The organism is Gordonia rhizosphera NBRC 16068, from assembly GCF_000298195.1.
GTDB lineage: Bacteria > Actinomycetota > Actinomycetes > Mycobacteriales > Mycobacteriaceae > Gordonia > Gordonia rhizosphera.
The window spans coordinates 1-17,500 of record NZ_BAHC01000187.1 but is presented as its reverse complement, the minus strand read 5'-3'; the positions used below and the strand labels follow the sequence as shown (position 1 = coordinate 17,500).

Here is a 17,500-nt window from a genome sequence, read left to right as displayed (position 1 = left end):
GGCCGATGTCGCGGCCGAGCACATCGGCCGTTCGCTCGCCGAGGCCACCGCGGTCGCCGACCGACTGCCCGAGCAGGCCGCGGCGCTGGCGACCCAGATCCTGCACGGCGCGCAGGAAGCGTTCATCGAACCGATGCGGCAGGCCTACATCATCCTCGGCGGCATCCTGATGGCCACCTCGCTCGTCCTGATCTGGCTGGCCCCGCGCCGGGTGATCCCGGAGTCGTCCGACGAATCAGACTGATCGGTGCTCGCACCGGACACCTCGAGCGGCACCATCGTCGCCGTCGCCATCCTGCTGGTCGTCATCGTGGCCACCGTCGCTGCCCGACGCATCACCGCCGCCGTCGTTGCGGTCCCTGCGGCGGTTGTCGCCCCGACGGTTTCAACGGCTTGGTCGCGGCCCTGAGGACGAGATGTCAGTCGACTCTGATCTCAAGGAGAGGATTCCTGCAGGTCGGAGCCCTTCTTCCGCCAGCTCTTCGCATCAGGTGCGATCGTCATTTCTGAGTCGTCAGCCAGGCGACAACCTGGGTCCGCGAGCTGACTCCCAGCAGTCACCGCACTTCGCGCCCGTGACACCGACGGACCCCGCATCAGCGCGCAGGTTCTCCTGTATCCCGCGCTCGACCCGGCCGCGCGGTTCGCTTCTCGCGAAGAGTTCGGCGAGGGCTATCTCGTCACCGCTGCCGACATGGACTTCTTCTGGGAGAACTATCTCAGCGACCCGGGCGCCGCCCTGAGCTCGACCGCGGTGCCAAGCCGTGCCGAAACGCTCAGTGGGCTCCCCCCGACGCTGATCATCACCACCGAGAACGAAGTCCCGCGCGACGAAGCCGAGGAATATGGACGGCGGCTTCACGAAGCAGGTGTCGATGCCCGCGTCATCCGCTTCCCCGGGCTGCTGCACGGCGTCTTCTGGATGTCCGGCGCCGTACCCCGATCCAGTGAGCTCCGAGAAGCTGTCGCAGGATTCATCGCGAACATGGTCTCCACGGCGCCGGCGACATGACCATCAGCTCAGTGCACGCGCGCTCAGCCGGTCGGGTAGCGCCGCGCGAACGGCAGTGAGCCCGAGGCGTATCCGCCGGATCGAGCCTTTCGAGATCGAGTTGGTCGAGATCGAGACCGCCCGCGTGTGGTCTCGATACGCCACTCACTCCGTTCGCGGCTACTCGACCAGCAGGGGGTCGATGGCAGCGGTCAGGTCGCGGCACCTGCTGTGGCACAGGCCTCCGCGGCCGTGTTCTTGGCCCAGCGGTAGTCGGCCTTCCCGGCCGGGGTGCGTTTGACCTCTTCGACGAACACGACAGTTCTGGGCACCTTGTACCCGGCGAGGGTCTTGCGGCAGTGCTCGCCGATGTCCTCGACCGATGGTTCGATCGCGCCCTCGGTGAGTGCGACGACGGCGGCGACCCGCTGCCCGTACCGTTCGTCGGGCACCGGAACCACCAGCGCATCGGCGATCACCGGGTGAGCATGCAATACGGCCTCGACCTCTTCGGCGTACACCTTCTCGCCGCCGGTGTTGATGCATTGGGAACCGCGCCCGAGGAACACGATGGTGCCGTCGGCCTCGACGGTACCCATGTCGCCGAGGATGGAGATGCGGGTGCCGTCGGGCAGCGTCGGGAAAGTCTTCGCCGACTTCTCCGGGTCCTTGTGGTAGCCGAGGGGCACATTGCCGATCCGGGCGATGTAGCCGACCTCGCCGGAACCGGGTTCGATCTTGTTCAGCCGGTCGTCGACGACCATCATCTTGTCGGTCGGCGGCACCTTGAGGTTGCCGTGCTCGTCCATCATGATCTCACCGTCGTTGCCCGACTCGGAGGCGCCGAAGTTATCGCGCAGCAACAGGTCCGGCTTCACCGCCAGCAGGCGATCACGCACGTGCTGGGACCAGATCGCGCCACCCGAGGTGACCGAGAACAACGACGACAGGTCGACAGCGTCCTTGCGGCGTTCGAGCTCCTCGACCAGCGGCATACCCATCGCGTCGCCGACGATGAGGATGATCTGCACCCGATCGGTCTCCACGCTCGACACGATCTTGGCCGGGTCGAAATCCCGCTGAATGACCAGGCGACCGCCGAGAGTGAAGAAGGTGAACAGCGAGTACGACGCCGCACCGTGCATCAGGGGTGCGGCGAGCAGGAACGCGATCGATCCGAAATCCTTCACTGCCGAGGCGATCTCGTCGAGATCCTGGCGGGCTTCGCCGTAGGGGTTACCGCCCGAGAGGGGCTTGCGGAAGAAGTCGTCGTGCTGCCACATGACACCCTTCGGGTGGCCGGTCGTGCCGCCGGTATAGAGCAGGTAGAGCTCCTCACCGGTCCGCGGCTCGAAGTCGCGGCCGTCGGATTGCGATGCGGCGCCGGCGAAGGAGACGATGTCGACGGCGCGGCCGCCCGGCAGTGACGCGGCCGCGGCGGCCAGTTCGTCGGTGATCTCGCCGACAACGAAAACGGTACGCACCATCGGGGTTTCGGGAAGGATCTGGGCGACGCTGCGCTGGTGTTCGGGGAGTTCGACGATGATGGCGCGCGAGTCGGAGTTGTCGAAGATGTATTGGAGTTCGGCGTTGGTGTAGCGATAGTTGACGTTGACCGGTACCGCGCGGATCTTCAGCAGCCCCAGCAGGCTGGTGACGTGTTCGATGCTGTTCTTCAGAAACAGCGAGACATTGTCGTGCGCACCGATCCCGGAGTCCCGCAGCAGGTGCGCGACCTGGTTGGCGAGGCGGTCGAGTTCGGCATAACTGATCTGCCGGCCTTCGTAGCTCAGCGCGATGCGTTCGGGCACCGCATCGGCGACAGTCTCGAACACATCCGCCAGATTGAACTTCATGTCGTCTCCTTTGTCGGATTCGCGGTGCTGTCAGGAACGTGTGAGGACCAGGCCGCTGGTGGGCACTCCGGTGCCGGCGGTGACGACGACGGTGTCGGCGTCGTGGACCTGGTTGACCGAGTCACCGCGGATCTGCCGCACCGCCTCGGCGATGCCGTTCATCCCGTGGATGTAGGCCTCCCCGAGCTGGCCGCCGTGAGTGTTCAGCGGCAGCCGACCGCCCACCTCCAGGGCTCCGGGCTCGCGGACGAAGTCTTTCGCCTCACCGCGGCCGCAGAACCCGAGTTCTTCGAACTGCATCAGCGTGTACGGGGTGAAGTGGTCATAGAGGATCGCCAGATCCATGTCGTCGGGGCCGAGCCCGGACTGCTGCCACAGTTGCCGGCCGACGAGCCCCATCTCCGGGAGCCCGGCGAGGTCGTCGCGGTAGTAGCTGCACATGATGAACTGGTCGTCGGCGCTGCCGGCCGCTGCCGCGGAAATCACCGCGGGGATGTGCGGTAGGTCGCGGGCCCGCTCGGCCGACACCACGACGATCGCCACGCCACCGTCGGATTCCTGGCAGCAGTCAAGCAGGTGCAGCGGTTCGGCGATGTAGCGGGAGGCCTGATGATCCTCGAGGGTGATCGGTTTGCCATGGAAGAAGGCGTTCGGGTTGACCGCGGCGTGTTTGCGGTCGACCACCGCAATGCGGCCGAAATCCTCACTGGTGGCCCCATAGTCGTACATGTAGCGTTGCGCCACCATCGCGACGAACGCGGCGGGGGTGGACAACCCGTGCGGATACGAGAAGGCATTGTCGGTGCCCGAGGAGTTCTCCTGGTTGGCGACCGCGGAGTTCACCTGACCGAACCGCAGACCGGACCGTTCGTTGAAGGCGCGGTAGGCGACGACGACGTCGGCGACCCTGGTCGCGACGGCCATCGCGGCCTGCTGGACTGTGGCGCAGGCCGCGCCGCCGCCGTAGTGGATGCGGGAGAAGTGGGTCAGCCTCGGGATGCCGACGGCGCGGGCGACGGCGATCTCGGCGTTGGTGTCCATGGTGAAGGTGACCAGGCCGTCGACGTCGGCGGGTGTCAGGCCGGCGTCGGCGATGGCAGCGGTCACCGCCTCGGCGGCCAGTCGCAGTTCGCTGCGTCCGGAGTTCTTGGAGAACTCGGTAGCGCCGATGCCCGCGATCGCCGCAGCACCTGACAGGGTGGCCATCACTGCACCCCGATCGTCAGGGTGACCGTCGAGATCACGTGTTTGCCCAGCGAGTTGGCGCCGGTGACCGAGACGGTGATCACGCCGTCGGTGACGTCGGTGACCTCGCCGGTGAAGGTGACCGTGTCGTAGGCGTACCAGGGCACCCCGAGTTTCAGATTGATCGACCGGATCCGTGCGGTCGGCCCGGCCCAGTCGGTGACGTAGCGTTCCACCAGGCCCGTGTCGGTGAGGATGTTGACGAAGATGTCCTTCGATCCCTTGGCCTGGGCGAGATCCCGGTCGTGGTGGACGTCCTGGAAATCGCGGGTGGCCAGCGCGGTGGCGATGACGAAGGTCGGGGTGGCCTCGATCGTCAGCGACGGCAGGGCGTCGGCGATCCGAACCGGTTGTGGTGCAAGGGCAGTCACTGCTCACCCTTCCTCTTCGTCGGTGGGCTGCCAGGCATACAGGGTCCAGGCGGGGCTGCCGGTGTCGTCGTCGGCCGGGAAGTCGAGGAAGGTCACCCGCACCGGTAGACCGATGCTTACCCGGCCCGGGTCGATCCCTCGGAGTTCGCCGAGCATGCGGACACCCTCCTCGAGTTCGACGAGTGCGACGACGAACGGCAGTCGCCGCCCCGGCACGCGGGGTGCGTGGTGGACGACGAAGCTGAACACGGTGCCGCGGCCCGATGCGACGAGGTAATCGGTTCGCGGCACAACCCCGTCGGCATCGCGGGGTTTCCATAGGGCAGGGGTCGCGGGATGCCGTAGCGTGCCGTCGGCGACCTGTTGGATGCGCAGTTCGTGGGCGGCCACACCGTCCCAGAAGAAGGCGGTGTCGCGGGAGACGCTGGGCCGCAGCATCCGGGTCGGGTCGAGGTCATCGGGCACCGCGTTCGCCGCGGCGGGTTCCGGCTCCGTCTCGGGTGGCCGGAACTTCAGGATGCGGAAGGACATCTCGGCGACGACCTCGTCGCCGACCGACCACACGTTACGGGTGGTGAAGAACCAGCCCTCCCCCAGCGCGGTGGACTTCGGGCCGACGACGTCGACCAGTTCCGCCGACAGCGACACCTCCTCGCCGGGCTGAGTGTAGCGGTGATAGACGGTGTCGCAGTTGGTCGCGACGACCGAGGTGTAACCGGCCTCGTCGAAGAGGGCACTCGTCCGGCCCAGCGGGTCGTCGTCGGCGCGGCGGCCGTGCAGACCACGCATGGTCCACACCTGGGCCATCGCGGGCGGTGCGACGACGCCCGCGTGGCCGGCCGCGCGGGCCGCGGATTCGTCGACATAGATGGGGTTCTCGTCGCCCATCGCCTCGACCCAGTTGTTGATCATGGGCTGGTTGATCGGGTCGCGTCCCTTGATGGGTGCGCTGGGACCATCGGCCTTGATGGCGTGGGTGGCGGTGAGGATGTCCGCTGTGTTCATCGCGGCGCCCTCGGCAGTCCCAAGCCGGCGGTGGCGATCATGTCGCGCATAACCTCGTTGACACCACCGCCGAAGGTGATCACCACGTTGCGCTTCTGCTGGACGTCGAGCCAGGTCACCAGGTCGGCGGTGTCCGGGTCGGTGAAATCGCCGTAGCGGCCGATGATCTCGTTGATCAGACGGCACACACGCTGGAGGCGTTCGGTGGCGAACACCTTGGTGGCCGCGGCGTCGGCCATCGAGATGGCCTCACCGGTCGACGCCACCTGCCAGTTGAGCAGTTCGTTGATGCGGGCATAGGCGTCGATCTCGGCCAGAGCCCGCCGCACGTCGGGGTGTTTGGCGACGAGGGTGCCGTCGGGACCGGGACGGTTCGCCCAGGAACGGATGCGCGCGGCGAGTCCGTCGATGCGGCCGGCCGGTCCGAGCATCACCCGTTCGTGGTTGAGCTGTGTGGTGATGAGCTTCCAGCCGTCGCCCTCGTTGCCGACCCGCATGGACACCGGCACGCGGACGTCGTTGTAGTAGGTGGCATTCACGTGGTGGGCGCCGTCGGCCGTGATGATCGGTGTCCAGCTGAACCCCGGATCGGTGGTGTCCACGATCAGGATCGAGATGCCCTTGTGTTTGGGTGTGTCCCGATCGGTGCGGACCGCGAGCCAGATGTAGTCGGCGTCGTGCGCGCCGGTGGTGAAGATCTTCTGGCCGTTCACCACATAGTGGTCGCCGTCGAGCACCGCGGAGGTCGTCAGCGACGCGAGGTCGGTGCCGGCCTCCGGTTCGGTGTAGCCGATCGCGAAATGCACCTTGCCGGCGAGGATGTCGGGTAGGAACGTGCTCTTGAGTTCCTCGCTGCCGTGCTCTTGCAGGGTGGGACCGACGGTTTGCAGGGTGACCGACGGCAGCGGCACGTCGGCGCGCACCGCCTCGTTGGTGAAGATCTGCTGTTCGATCTCTCCGAAACCCTTGCCGCCGTATTCCTTCGGCCATCCGACGCCGAGCCAGCCGTCGATGCCCATCTGTCGGATGATCTTGCGGTAGGTCTGGCCGTGACGTTCGGTGAGCATCACGGCGGTGTCGGCGGGACCGACCAGGTTCGCGAAGTACGCGCGCAGTTCGGCACGCAAGGCCTTCTGCTCGTCGGTGAGGTCAATGAACATGGTCTCCCTGCGCTTTCGGGTCGAGGCGCGCGTCTGAATCGTCGGCGATCTCGTCGAGGCGCGCGTCGGTCCCGCCGACGAGCCGGGCGAGGTCCTTGGCGATGGAGAAGTAGCGGTGCAGCGGGTAGGTGACGTCCACGCCGATGCCGCCGTGCAGATGGGTCATGGTCCGTAGCGTCGCCGGGATCTCTGCCGCCAGCCAGTACGTGGCGATGCCGAGATCCTGTGCCGCATCGAGCCCTTCGGACATGCGCCATGCGGCAGCGGTCGTCGCCAGGGTCATCGACCGCCCGATCACGTAGATGTCGGCGAGTTGCTGACCGACAGCCTGGAACAGTGCGATGGGTTTGCCGAACTGTTCGCGGGTGCTGACATGGTCGGCAGTGAGACGGGTGGCCCCGGCGACCAGCCCGTCGGCATAGGCACACAGCGCGAGGCGGTAGGTGTCGCGCAGGTCGGTGTCGTCGGGGCCGAGCACATCGGCTTCGTCGACCGCGACATCGTCGAAGTGCACGGTGTATTCGCCCCATCCGCTCGACGACGGTGTGCGGGTGATGGTGATCCCGGGTGTATCGGTCGCAACCGCGACGATCCCGGCGTCGGTGGCGACGAGAAGCGCCGACGACCCGTCGGCGTGCAGGACCCCGGTCTTGGTACCGGTGAGCCGGCCCCGGCGCAGGGTGGTGCGAGGGGTGGCGGTGAGTGGGTCGCCGACCTCGCCGACCGCGACGGCATGCCAGGCCCCGCCGGTCTGGGTGCGTGACCATCGTTCGCGAGTCTCGGCGGGTGCGCCGCGTAGCGTCAGCGCCGAGGTCAGGGTGCCCAGGGCCGGGGTGACCGCGGCCGCCTCACCCATGCGGCGCCACAGCGGCAACACACCCAGGACAGCGATGTCGTCACCGTCGAGTGCGGGCGGCAGGGGCAGGGCCATCAGGCCGGCGTCGACCATCGAGCGCCACAACGAGTCGTCGAAGGCCCCTGTCGTTGCCCGGCCGAAACCCCGCTGCCCGAACGTCGTCGCCCAGTCCGGTTGATGCCGTGCGAACACCTCCGCGGCGACGTCGCGGACCGCGACCGCCGTCGGATCGAGGGCAAAGTCCACCCCACCGCCTCCTCGCCACAATTAGAACCTGTTCTAGTTGTATCAGATGGAGGCGCCCCGGTGGCCGCTATGGCCTCTCAACTGCGACTTCGCCACCGCGAATCGATCGGGGCCGGGATCAACCGCGCGGCAGACCAAGAATCCGTTCCGCTGCCGCGGTGCGCAGGATCTGGGTGGTCCCGCCCGCGATCGACAGGCACCGGTTCTGCAGGAAGCCGTCCGACGCCTCGCTCGCCGCCACCCCGACGACGCCGAGAAGATCGAGCGCGAACTCGGGAACCGCCTGCCGGTGACGCACACCGATCAGCTTGCGGACGCTCGACAACGCGCCGGGATCGTGCCCGTCGAGCCGGCGGGTCACCAGGCGGGCGTCGATCACGCGACCCACGTGGGCCTCGGCGATGAGTTCGCCGAGATCGGACAATTCATGCGGTTCGAGAGGTCGCGGCATCGCGGCGATCTGTCGCAGTAGCGACTCCATCTCCTTGCCGAGGCCCGAGCCGCCCATGGCGACACGTTCGTTGGCGAGCGTGGTGCGGGCCAGTCGCCAACCTCCGTTGACGGACCCGACGACACAGTCGTCGGGCACGAACACGTCGTCGAGGAACACCTCGTTGAAGTTCGCACGGCCGGTGAGTTCCCGCAGCGGGCGGATGTCGATGCCGGGTGAGGTCATGTCCACGAGGAAGTAGGTGATGCCCTTGTGCTTGGGTGCATCCGGATCCGTGCGGGCCAGACACACCCCCCACGTCGCGTTGTGCGCCTGCGACGTCCAGACCTTCTGTCCCGTCAGGCGCCAACCACCGTCGGCCCGCGTGGCCTTCGTGCGCAGTGCCGCGAGATCGGAACCGGCCTCCGGTTCGCTGAACAGCTGACACCAGATGATGTCGCCGAAGGCCGTGGGGGCGACGAAACGGTCACGCTGGTCGTCGGTGCCGTGCTCGAGGATGGTGGGGACGGCCCACGCACCGATCACCAGGTCCGGGCGGGCAACGCCTGCGCGTTCGAACTCGGCGTCGATGAGCAGCTGCAGGGCCGGTTCGGCGCCCAGGCCGTACGGCTCCGGCCAATGGGGCATCAGGTAACCCGACTCCGCCATGGCCCGGCGTTGTCGGTCGGGTTCGGCGGCGGCGATGGCCTTGATGGCCTCGCGCACCTCCGCCCGCAGGTGCTCGACCGCGGACAGGTCGATCTCGAAATCCCTGCGTACACCGTCGAGGCCGAGCCGCCCGAGATCCTGCTTCGCTCGCTCCGCACGTCCCAACAGCGATCGCGATGTCATCGCCGACCGGAGGTACAGGTGGGCGTCGTGGTCGAACGTGAACCCGATCCCGCCGAGCACCTGCACGCAGTCCTCGGCGTTGGCCATCACCGCATCGGCGACCGTCGCGTCGGCCGCGAGGCTGCTGAGGATCAGTTGGCCTCGGGCATGGTCGGATTCGTCGGTGGCCAGCACTTCGTCGACCGCTCGTGCGACATCCCATGCCACTGCAGTGAGTTCTTCACTGCGACAGAGCATTTCGGCGCAGATGTGTTTGATCGCCTGAAACGAGCCGATCGGCACACCGAACTGGGTGCGCACCTTGGCATGCTCGACGGCGGTGTCGAGTGCCCACCGTGCGACACCGCTCTGATAGGCGGCAAGGGTCGCCGAGAGGACGCCCATGACCACGTCGTCGTCGACTACGAGAACCGCGGACGGATCGATTCCGGACAGGCACACCCGCGACACGGACTCGGTGCCGCTGATCACATCCTGCGGAGCCACATCGCGGGCGCCGACACCGGGCGGGACGATCCACCACCGACGGCGTCCATCGGGCCCGTCCATCGGCACCAACAGCGCGCACCCGTCCACGTATCCGGGTACCAGTTCGAGGTCGAGGGCGTCGTCGACGAGGTCGAAAGCCGCACCCGTGTAGGTGAGGGCGGGGACGGTGGCGGGCACCTCCCCGGCGGCCAGGCGCGCGAGCAGGTCGTCGGCGCCGCTACCGGGAATCCCGGACAGAGCCAGCGCCGCGGCCACGGTCGGTCCGAGCGGGCCCGGAACAAGGCTCTTCCCGCATTGTTCGATCATCGCGGCGACATCGAGGAAGGTCCCGCCGAGCCCACCGCGCTCCTCCGGTAGCGCCGCCGTGAACAGCCCGAACTCGGCGAGTTGGGCGAACAACCCGGTCCACTGGTCGCGCGGCTTGTCGATGTCGGCACGAACGAGTTCGGTGGTATGAACACTCAGAGCCCAGGTCGCGATCGCGTCACAGACCGCGATCTGTTCGGTGGACGTGGCGATTGTCACGAGATTCCTCTGTATGTCAGGTTGTGACGGGCAATTAGAACCTGTTCTAATATGCCATGGGTGATGCACAACCGGTAGCCACCCTGTACCGACCGACCACGTGAGGATGTCTGCGAGCACATGGCACGTTCCACATCGGCCAACGCCGCCGTCGACACGTCGACGGACACCGCCGTGACGGCTGGTTCATCGACGTCGGCAACCGAGACAGGTTCGACGGCACAACGCGAGCGGCGGCGCCGCATCCTCGACGCCACTCTCGCACTGGCGTCCAAGGGCGGCTACGACGCGGTCCAGATGCGCACCGTCGCCGACAAGGCCGACGTCGCGGTCGGGACCCTGTATCGGTACTTCCCGTCCAAGGTCCATCTGCTCGTCACGTCGCTGGCCCGCGAACTCGGCCGTGTAGAGGCGCGCGTGGACCGCTCGCAGCTGCGCGGCGACAATGCGATCGAGCGGTTGCGTCATGTGCTCGACATGATCACCTATGCCATGCAGCGCGATCCCCTGCTGACCGAGGCGATGACACGTGCGTTCATGTTCGCCGACGCCTCGGCGACCACCGAGGTCGACCAGGTGGCCGCGATCATCGATCGCCTCCTTGCCGGCGCCATCGTCGACGAGGGTGAGCCGACCGAGGAGGATCTCGCGATCGCGCGCGTCCTCTCCGATGTGTGGATGTCGAATCTGGTGCAGTGGCTGACCCGTCGCGCCTCGGCGACCGACGTCACCAATCGCCTCGAACTGACCGTGCACCTGCTGCTCAAGGATCGGGTCAAGTAGGACTCGGGGCGCCAGGAGCCGGCGCCCCTCAGGAGGGCGCTTTCGCGGGGTGCATCTTCGCGCGCCTCGGGTTGAGGTCTTTCCAGATCATCGGCCAGGTGCGTTGCAGGTCGGACTGCCAGTAGCCCCACGAGTGGGTTCCGGTGGGACGCAGGAGCACCCGCATCGGAACGTGCAGGCTGCGCATCCGCGCGACCATCTCGCGGGTACATGCGTTGACGGCGGCCTCGATTGCGCCGCCGAGCAGGACCTGATTGGCCAGTATCAAGGGATTCCCGCCGACGAGTGTTGCGTTCATCCGATCGTAGGGTCCGGGCAGTCCGGTCCCCGAGGTCATGTAGACCTTGGTGCTGCGCAGCTTCGCGGCGTTGAGGTACGGGTCGTTCTGGCGCCAGCCCGGGCCGCCGACCGGCCCCCACATGTTGGTGATGTTGCCCTGCCCGCGGTCGGCCACCACCATCCGGATGTAGGCCTGCCCCAACGGATCACTGGTGCGGGCGCACCCGCTGTAGGCGGCGGCCGCGCGGTAGAGCCGCGGCGCGGAGATGGCCAGATTGAGCACCGATGTTCCGGCCATCGAGATGCCGGCGATCGCGTTGACCCCGGTGGTCTCGAATTCCTTGTCGATCAGCGGTGGGAGTTCTTTGGTCAGAAACGTCGTCCACTTGTTGCGTCCCAGGACGGGATCGTCGCGCTGCCAGTCCGTGTAGTAGGAGAATGCCCCGCCGATCGGCGTGACGACGTTGACGTTCTTGTCCGCGAAGAACGTCACGTAGTCGGTCTTCGCCGCCCAGGTCGCCGAGTCCTCACCACCACCCGCACCGTTGAGCAGATAGAGGGTGGGCCGGGGTTTGCTCGCGTCGCGGGGCCGCAGCACCGTCAGCGGAATCATTCGACGCATCGATGCGGAGTAGACCACCAGGGTGACGTGCTGCGGCGAGTCGTGGATGATCGTCTCGATCCGCGACGCCACGGGATCGGGAGCGGGCGCCGCGAGGGCGGCAGGCACTCCCGCGGTCAGGGCGGCGACGGCCGCCAGTGCAGCGCCGACCCACGCACCCCTCCGACGATGCGGACGCACGCGCACCACCCACCCCTCTGGTCCCTTGAACAACATCAGTCACAGATGCTATCGGGGGAGTTCGAGGCACCCCAAGTCGAAGGAGCGCCTTGTTAGGTGTTTGTGACGTGCGGGCGCCGCGGCATCATCAGCGCGAACATCGCGCGAAGACAGTCGGCGAACTCGGCGTCCGGATTCGCGATCCAGCGTTCATGACCCGCAGTCGATGCGGCGAGTATGGCATGCCCCACCGCGACCGGATAGTCGTCGTCGGGCTGTTGCCCCGTCCTCTGCGCGACGAATTCGGCGATGGCTCTTCGCCATTGCCGATACACCGCATTCGATTGCGCCTGCACCGCGGGCGCATAGAGGATCAATTCGGCCCGGTGGCGCGCCCACTCGGTCTCGTCACTGCCGTGATCGAGCGCCGCGATGAACGCCTCGGCCGCGGCCTCGGCCGGGTCCGCCGTGGTGGGCGACTCCGCCATCGTCCGACGGAATTTCTCCAGCTCGGCGTCGGACTCGACCCACACGACGTCGGCCTTGGTGGCGAAATAGCGAAAGAAGGTCCGACGACTCACACCGACCGCGGCCGCGATGTCCTCGACACTCGTCTGCTCGAATCCGTCACGCAGAAACAGCCGCTGAGCTGCGGCGGCGAGTGCATGCGCACTGGTGCTGGCCGGGCGGCCACCGCGGTCCGCCACGACGGCCATCGGATTCTCGGCGGCTGCCGGCTCGCTCTGCATAAGCCCATCGTCGCACCTCGGTCGACGAATCGCGGATCCGCAGGCCGCGATTCCGAAGAATTCCTGGCGTTATGACACGCGGTGACATATCGTCGGCGCTGAGACTTGTATCACACATTCGACATACGAGGAGATGGTCGAGATGGGCAAGCTGGAGGGCAAGGTCGCCTTCATCACCGGCGCCGCACGAGGCCAGGGACGAAGTCACGCGGTTCGTCTGGCATCCGAGGGCGCCGACATCATCGCCGTCGACGTCAGCGAACAGGTCGCCACCGTCCCCTATGCGACCGCGCGACCCGGAGACCTCGAGCAGACCGTCAAGGAGGTCGAGGCACTCGACCGCCGGATCATCGCCTCCGAGGCCGACGTCCGCGATCTCGCCGCGCTGCAGAAGGCCGCCGACGACGGCGTGGCCGAGCTCGGTCGTCTCGACATCGTGCTCGCCAACGCGGGCATCGCCACCATGGCGCCGACTCTCGAGATGGACGAGGAGATGTGGCAGACCATGATCGACGTCAACCTCACCGGTGTCTGGAAGACCGTTCGTGCCGCGGTCCCCCACATCGTCGCCGGCGGGCGGGGCGGCGCGGTGGTGCTGACGAGTTCGCTCGCCGCGATGTGGGCCATGGAGAACGTCGCCCACTACTCGGCCGCCAAGGCCGGCCTCGTCGGGTTGATGCAGGTCCTTGCCAAGGAGCTGGCGCCACAGAACATCCGGGTCAACACCGTTCATCCGACCACCGTCGCGACCGATATGGTCCTCAACGAGTCGACGTATCAGTTGTTCCGACCAGACCTCGAGCATCCGACGCGCGCGGACTTCGAGGAGGCCGCGCGGGAACTGAACAGCCTGCCCGTGGCAGTGGTGGACCCGGTCGACATCTCCAACGCGATCCTCTACCTCGTCTCCGACGACGGCCGCTACGTCACCGGAGCCCAGCACGTCGTCGATGCCGGTGGGCGGCTCTAGCACCACCGGCGACCTGGCCGCGATCCGACGCAGGATCGTCGGCCAGGTCGTCGGCCGAGAACGCGAACTCGACCTCGTCCTCGCCGCTGTGGCGGCCGGCCGGGATCTCGTCCTGGAGGGTCCGCCCGGCACCTCCAAGTCGACTCTGCTGCGGGCGATCACCGCCGAATGGGGTATCCCTCTGGTCCTGGTCGAGGGCAACGCCGATCTCACCCCGAGCCGGCTTGTCGGCCACCACAATCCGTCCCGCGTGCTGAAGGAGGACTACAGCGCCGACAACTTCGTCGACGGTCCACTGCTGGAGGCCATGCGCTCGGGCGGCTTCCTCTACGTCGAGGAGTTCAACCGCGCCCCGGAGGACACCATCGACACCCTGCTGACCGCCATGGCCGAGCGGGTCATCTCGGTGCCCCGCGTGGGCGTGGTGAACGCCGCACCCACCTTCCGGGTCGTCGCGTCGATGAATCCCTACGACAACATCGGCACCACCCGGCTGTCGACGTCGGTGCACGATCGCATGTGCCGACTCGTCGTCGACTACCAGGATGCGGCGGCCGAACGCGAGATCGTTACGCGCCGAGCCGCCCCGGTGTCCGCGCGGGTCGTCGCCGATGCGGTCGCGGTGACTCGCCGGACTCGCGAGCGTGACGACATCCGTCAGGGCAGCAGCGTCCGCGGCGCGATCGACCTCGCGCTCGTCGCCACCCAACTCTGCGGGATGCGGTCGGTGGCGATCCCCGACGCGGACGGTGTCGCCCCGCCTCGGGGTCTGCCGACCGACTACACGGCAGCCTTCCTCGACGCGATGCTGGTGTCGCTGTCGGGGCGGATTCACCTCGACGACACCGCGTTCACCACTGCCGAGGGCATTCTCACCGAGATCTGGCAGGACCACTTCCTACTCGCGCCGGCGGCCGCCGAACCGGGTTGAAGAACCGTCGAGGCGGATTCACCGCTGACCCGGCCCTCCCCGACTCCCCGCCGTCCCGGGCCGCGCACACTGAAACCGCTGCGCCGCAAACCCAAACAGCTCGATGCCGAGCCGGATTTGCTGATGCCCTCGTCGGGGGGTGGCGGGTTTGTCCTGGTCGGCCGCAATGGTCGCGGCCGCAAAGGGCCGCAAGGACCTGGGGCATCGGGTGCGCCGGCGTTCACCGACGAGAGCGGTGAGCTCGACCGCGACGAGGACGCGATCACCGTCGACGAGGAGGCACGTCGACGCGCCCGCCAGATTGCGCGCAAGCTGTCTCTGGCACAGGTGATCTCGCCACGCACGGCGCGGCGCGGGGCCACCGGACAGTTGGTCACCCGACGTTGGCGGGGCGGGTCGGACGAGATCGATCTCGACGCCACCCTCGAGGCCGTGGCGGCCACGCCGCTGCCGACCGACGACGACATCCTGGTGCGGGAACGTGTTCGTCGACGGCGGTCCATCATGCTTGTCGTGGACATCTCCGGGTCGACACGGGGTGAGCAGGTCCGTACGGCGGCGGCGACGGTCGGTGCGATCGCCGGTGAGCTGAGCCGGGATGCGGTCGGGGTCGTCGCGTTCTGGTCCGCCGCGGCGCTGATCTCACCGCTCGGCGATCCGGTCGAACCGGACCGCCTCATCGATCAGCTGTTGACACTGCCCACCCAGGGACTGACCAACGTGTCGTTCGCGTTGTCGGTGGCCGCCGAGCAGCTTCGCAACACCCCACCCGCCGACGCCCGTGTGCTACTGCTCAGCGACTGTGTCCACAACGCGGGGCCCGACCCGCGGGAGATCGCCGGGCGGCTTCCCCACCTCGACGTCCTCCTCGACATCTCGGGTGAGCACGACACCGAACTCGGTCGCGACCTCGCGCTGCTCGGCCGCGGACGCTGCCGCCCGGTGACCGACCACCACGACGTGGTCCCGGCGCTGCGGACGATTTTCGAGGCGTGAGTTCGCTGTTCGGCGTGTGAGCAGGTTCAGCGATGCGTGAACTTCGGCTCGCGCTTCTCCACGAAGGCAGCCATGCCCTCGGTCTGGTCGTCGGTGGCGAAGGTCGAGTAGAAGAGTGCACGCTCGGCCCGGACGCCCTCGACCAGGCTCGACTCGAACGCGCGGTTGACCGCGTCCTTGGCCAGCGAGGTGGCGATGAAGGACTTCGACGCGATCGTCGCGGCGACCTCCTTGGCAGTGGCGAGGCATTCCTCGGTGGGCACGACCCGCGAGACCAGGCCCATCCGCTCGGCCTCCTCGACCTTCATCTGCCGACCGGTGAGGACCATGTCCATCGCCTTGGCCTTGCCGACAGCGCGCGTGAGTCGTTGCGACCCACCGATTCCCGGGATGACGCCGAGGTTGATCTCGGGTTGTCCGAACACCGCGTTCTCGCCGGCGATGATGAAGTCGCACAACATTGCCAGTTCGCAGCCGCCGCCGAGGGCGTAGCCGGTGACCGCGGCGATGATCGGGGTGCGCAGCCGGCTGAGATCGTCCCAGGCGGCGAAGAACTGCTCACCGATGACGTCGCTGTAGGACTTCGACGACATCTCCTTGATGTCCGCACCGGCCGCGAACGCTCGCTCCGACCCGGTGATCACGATCGCCCCGATGTCGGGGTCGCGGTCGAGTTCGGTTGCCGCGGACACGACCTCGGTCATCAGGGTGGTGTTGAGCGCGTTCAGCGCCTTGGGGCGGTTCAGCGTGATGACGCCGACGCGGCCCTCGCGCTCGACGATGATCGTCTCGAGATCAGACACTGCGATCCTCCTGTGGTGTGCGTTCAGATGGTCAGTTCGAGCCCGGCAGGCAGGGGTGCGAAGAAGGCGTCGACTTCCGCCGCGGTGACCGCGGCGTGGTCGGCGTGCCGCCACGACGGGTTGCGGTCCTTGTCGATGACCTGGGCGCGAATCCCCTCGGCCATGTCGGGGTTGAGCATGCTGCGCAGCGACACCCGATACTCGCGGTGCAGCGTCTCCTCGAGCGTCGGCATCTCGTCGCGCAGCGACCGCAGGGTCACCGCGAGAGCGAGTGGGCTCTTGGCCGCGATCGTGGCCGCGGTCTTGTCTGCCTCCTCGGTCCCGACGGCGCGGCAGCGGTCGATGATCTCGGCGACGGTGTCGGCGGCGAAGGCGTCGCGGATCCAGTCACGCTGGGCGGCGAGCTTCGACGCCGGCGGCTCCTGAGCGTACTTCGCGATCGCATCGGTGACCGAGGTCTCGCCGATGGCCTGGCGGAAGGCGTCGAGATCGGCGGCCGGGACGAAGTGGTCGGCGAGGCCGAGCGCGATCGCGTCGGCGCCGGACAGCTGCCCCGCGGTGAGTCCCGCGTAGATACCGAGGTTGTCGGGCACCCGCGCGAGTAGATGGGTGCCGCCGACGTCGGGCACGAAGCCGATGCCGACCTCCGGCATGGCCAGCCGGGTCCGGTCGGTGACGATGCGGGTGTTCGCGTGCGCGGAGATGCCCACGCCGCCGCCCATCACGATGCCGTCCATGATCGCGACGTAGGGCTTCGGGAACTTCGCGATGTCGGCGTTGAGGCGGTACTCGTCACGCCAGAACGCCGCCGACGCGCACGCGGCCGCGTCGGCGTCCCCGGCGTTTGCGCTGCTCAGGGCGGATGCGTCGCGGTGAATCGTAACGATGTCACCGCCGGCGCACAGTCCGCGCTCACCCGCGCCGACGAGCACCACGGCGGTGATCGCGTCGTCGGCGGCCCAGGCCCGCAGCGACTCGTCCATCACATCGACCATCGACTGATCGAGCGCGTTGATCGACTTCGGGCGGTTGAGCGTCAGGGTCGCGACCCCGGCATCGACGGCACACAGCACAGACGGTTCGTCCACCATGCTCTGGTCTCCTCGCAGAATTTCGTCCGGTTACCCCTCAGATAGTTGCATATCCTAGTAAAGGAGTACAGGCCGGCCCCCGTGAACCTCT

The 17,500-nt window shown here is 67.5% G+C and carries 16 protein-coding genes and 2 pseudogenes; 7 read left to right on the top strand and 11 right to left on the bottom strand.

The window, feature by feature from the left end; translation table 11 throughout:
- The 3 genes and pseudogenes from GORHZ_RS22920 to GORHZ_RS22915 form a co-directional block, all read left to right on the top strand.
- A pseudogene (locus GORHZ_RS22920) lies at window positions 1-244 on the top strand (MFS transporter); the annotation flags it as partial.
- 3 nt (window positions 245-247) lie between these two features.
- Window positions 248-409: a hypothetical protein gene (locus tag GORHZ_RS31040; RefSeq protein WP_006337391.1), complete on the top strand. Its 162-nt coding sequence runs from the start codon at window positions 248-250 to the stop codon at window positions 407-409.
- A gap of 156 nt (window positions 410-565) precedes the next feature.
- Window positions 566-1,012 (top strand): annotated as a pseudogene (locus GORHZ_RS22915) (alpha/beta hydrolase fold domain-containing protein); the annotation flags it as partial.
- Between the two features lie 191 nt (window positions 1,013-1,203).
- Here the strand turns inward: GORHZ_RS22915 and GORHZ_RS22910 are convergent.
- From GORHZ_RS22910 to GORHZ_RS22880, 7 genes are all read right to left on the bottom strand, one after another.
- On the bottom strand, window positions 1,204-2,847 hold the full coding sequence (locus GORHZ_RS22910; protein WP_006337389.1) for an acyl-CoA synthetase: 1,644 nt from the start codon (window positions 2,845-2,847) through the stop codon (window positions 1,204-1,206).
- A gap of 30 nt (window positions 2,848-2,877) precedes the next feature.
- Window positions 2,878-4,053 carry a lipid-transfer protein gene (locus tag GORHZ_RS22905; RefSeq protein WP_006337388.1) on the bottom strand — a complete coding sequence of 392 codons (1,176 nt, stop codon included), beginning with the start codon at window positions 4,051-4,053 and terminating at the stop codon, window positions 2,878-2,880.
- A complete protein-coding gene (locus GORHZ_RS22900; RefSeq protein ID WP_006337387.1) occupies window positions 4,053-4,463 on the bottom strand; it encodes a MaoC family dehydratase in 411 nt (136 codons plus the stop codon). Before GORHZ_RS22900 ends, GORHZ_RS22905 begins: the two co-directional genes overlap by 1 nt.
- A gap of 3 nt (window positions 4,464-4,466) precedes the next feature.
- Window positions 4,467-5,468 carry a bifunctional MaoC family dehydratase N-terminal/OB-fold nucleic acid binding domain-containing protein gene (locus tag GORHZ_RS22895; RefSeq protein WP_006337386.1) on the bottom strand — a complete coding sequence of 334 codons (1,002 nt, stop codon included), beginning with the start codon at window positions 5,466-5,468 and terminating at the stop codon, window positions 4,467-4,469.
- Window positions 5,465-6,628 carry an acyl-CoA dehydrogenase family protein gene (locus GORHZ_RS22890; protein ID WP_006337385.1) on the bottom strand — a complete coding sequence of 388 codons (1,164 nt, stop codon included), beginning with the start codon at window positions 6,626-6,628 and terminating at the stop codon, window positions 5,465-5,467. Before GORHZ_RS22890 ends, GORHZ_RS22895 begins: the two co-directional genes overlap by 4 nt.
- Window positions 6,618-7,730 (bottom strand): acyl-CoA dehydrogenase family protein, encoded by a 1,113-nt coding sequence (locus GORHZ_RS22885; RefSeq protein ID WP_006337384.1) that lies wholly within the window; start codon window positions 7,728-7,730, stop codon window positions 6,618-6,620. Before GORHZ_RS22885 ends, GORHZ_RS22890 begins: the two co-directional genes overlap by 11 nt.
- A 118-nt stretch (window positions 7,731-7,848) precedes the next feature.
- Window positions 7,849-10,026, bottom strand: coding sequence for an acyl-CoA dehydrogenase family protein (locus GORHZ_RS22880; RefSeq protein ID WP_006337383.1), 2,178 nt, complete (start codon window positions 10,024-10,026; stop codon window positions 7,849-7,851).
- Between the two features lie 120 nt (window positions 10,027-10,146).
- On the opposite strand from GORHZ_RS22880, the gene kstR reads away from it, so the two are divergent.
- The gene (gene kstR, locus GORHZ_RS22875) at window positions 10,147-10,809 is read left to right on the top strand and encodes a cholesterol catabolism transcriptional regulator KstR (RefSeq protein WP_006337382.1); all 663 of its coding nucleotides are present in this window, start codon (window positions 10,147-10,149) and stop codon (window positions 10,807-10,809) included.
- A 28-nt stretch (window positions 10,810-10,837) separates the two neighbouring features.
- Here kstR and GORHZ_RS22870 read toward each other — a convergent pair whose 3' ends face one another.
- On the bottom strand, window positions 10,838-11,926 hold the full coding sequence (locus tag GORHZ_RS22870; RefSeq protein ID WP_006337381.1) for an alpha/beta hydrolase: 1,089 nt from the start codon (window positions 11,924-11,926) through the stop codon (window positions 10,838-10,840).
- A 56-nt stretch (window positions 11,927-11,982) separates the two neighbouring features.
- Complete coding sequence (locus GORHZ_RS22865; RefSeq protein ID WP_006337380.1) at window positions 11,983-12,618, bottom strand: acyl-CoA-like ligand-binding transcription factor; 636 nt, start codon at window positions 12,616-12,618, stop codon at window positions 11,983-11,985.
- 142 nt (window positions 12,619-12,760) lie between these two features.
- Between GORHZ_RS22865 and GORHZ_RS22860 the strand changes: the two genes are divergently transcribed.
- The 3 genes from GORHZ_RS22860 (at window position 12,761) to GORHZ_RS22850 (ending at window position 15,515) form a co-directional block, all read left to right on the top strand.
- The gene (locus GORHZ_RS22860) at window positions 12,761-13,588 is read left to right on the top strand and encodes a mycofactocin-coupled SDR family oxidoreductase (RefSeq protein ID WP_006337379.1); all 828 of its coding nucleotides are present in this window, start codon (window positions 12,761-12,763) and stop codon (window positions 13,586-13,588) included.
- Window positions 13,569-14,519 (top strand): AAA family ATPase, encoded by a 951-nt coding sequence (locus GORHZ_RS22855; RefSeq protein ID WP_006337378.1) that lies wholly within the window; start codon window positions 13,569-13,571, stop codon window positions 14,517-14,519. The genes GORHZ_RS22860 and GORHZ_RS22855 overlap by 20 nt, the downstream gene beginning before the upstream one ends.
- A gap of 123 nt (window positions 14,520-14,642) precedes the next feature.
- Window positions 14,643-15,515 (top strand): vWA domain-containing protein, encoded by an 873-nt coding sequence (locus GORHZ_RS22850; RefSeq protein ID WP_006337377.1) that lies wholly within the window; start codon window positions 14,643-14,645, stop codon window positions 15,513-15,515.
- Between the two features lie 26 nt (window positions 15,516-15,541).
- Here the strand turns inward: GORHZ_RS22850 and GORHZ_RS22845 are convergent, their stop codons facing one another.
- The gene (locus tag GORHZ_RS22845) at window positions 15,542-16,318 is read right to left on the bottom strand and encodes an enoyl-CoA hydratase (protein WP_006337376.1); all 777 of its coding nucleotides are present in this window, start codon (window positions 16,316-16,318) and stop codon (window positions 15,542-15,544) included.
- 23 nt (window positions 16,319-16,341) lie between these two features.
- Complete coding sequence (locus GORHZ_RS22840) at window positions 16,342-17,409, bottom strand: enoyl-CoA hydratase/isomerase family protein (RefSeq protein ID WP_006337375.1); 1,068 nt, start codon at window positions 17,407-17,409, stop codon at window positions 16,342-16,344.
- Window positions 17,410-17,500 lie beyond the last annotated feature (91 nt).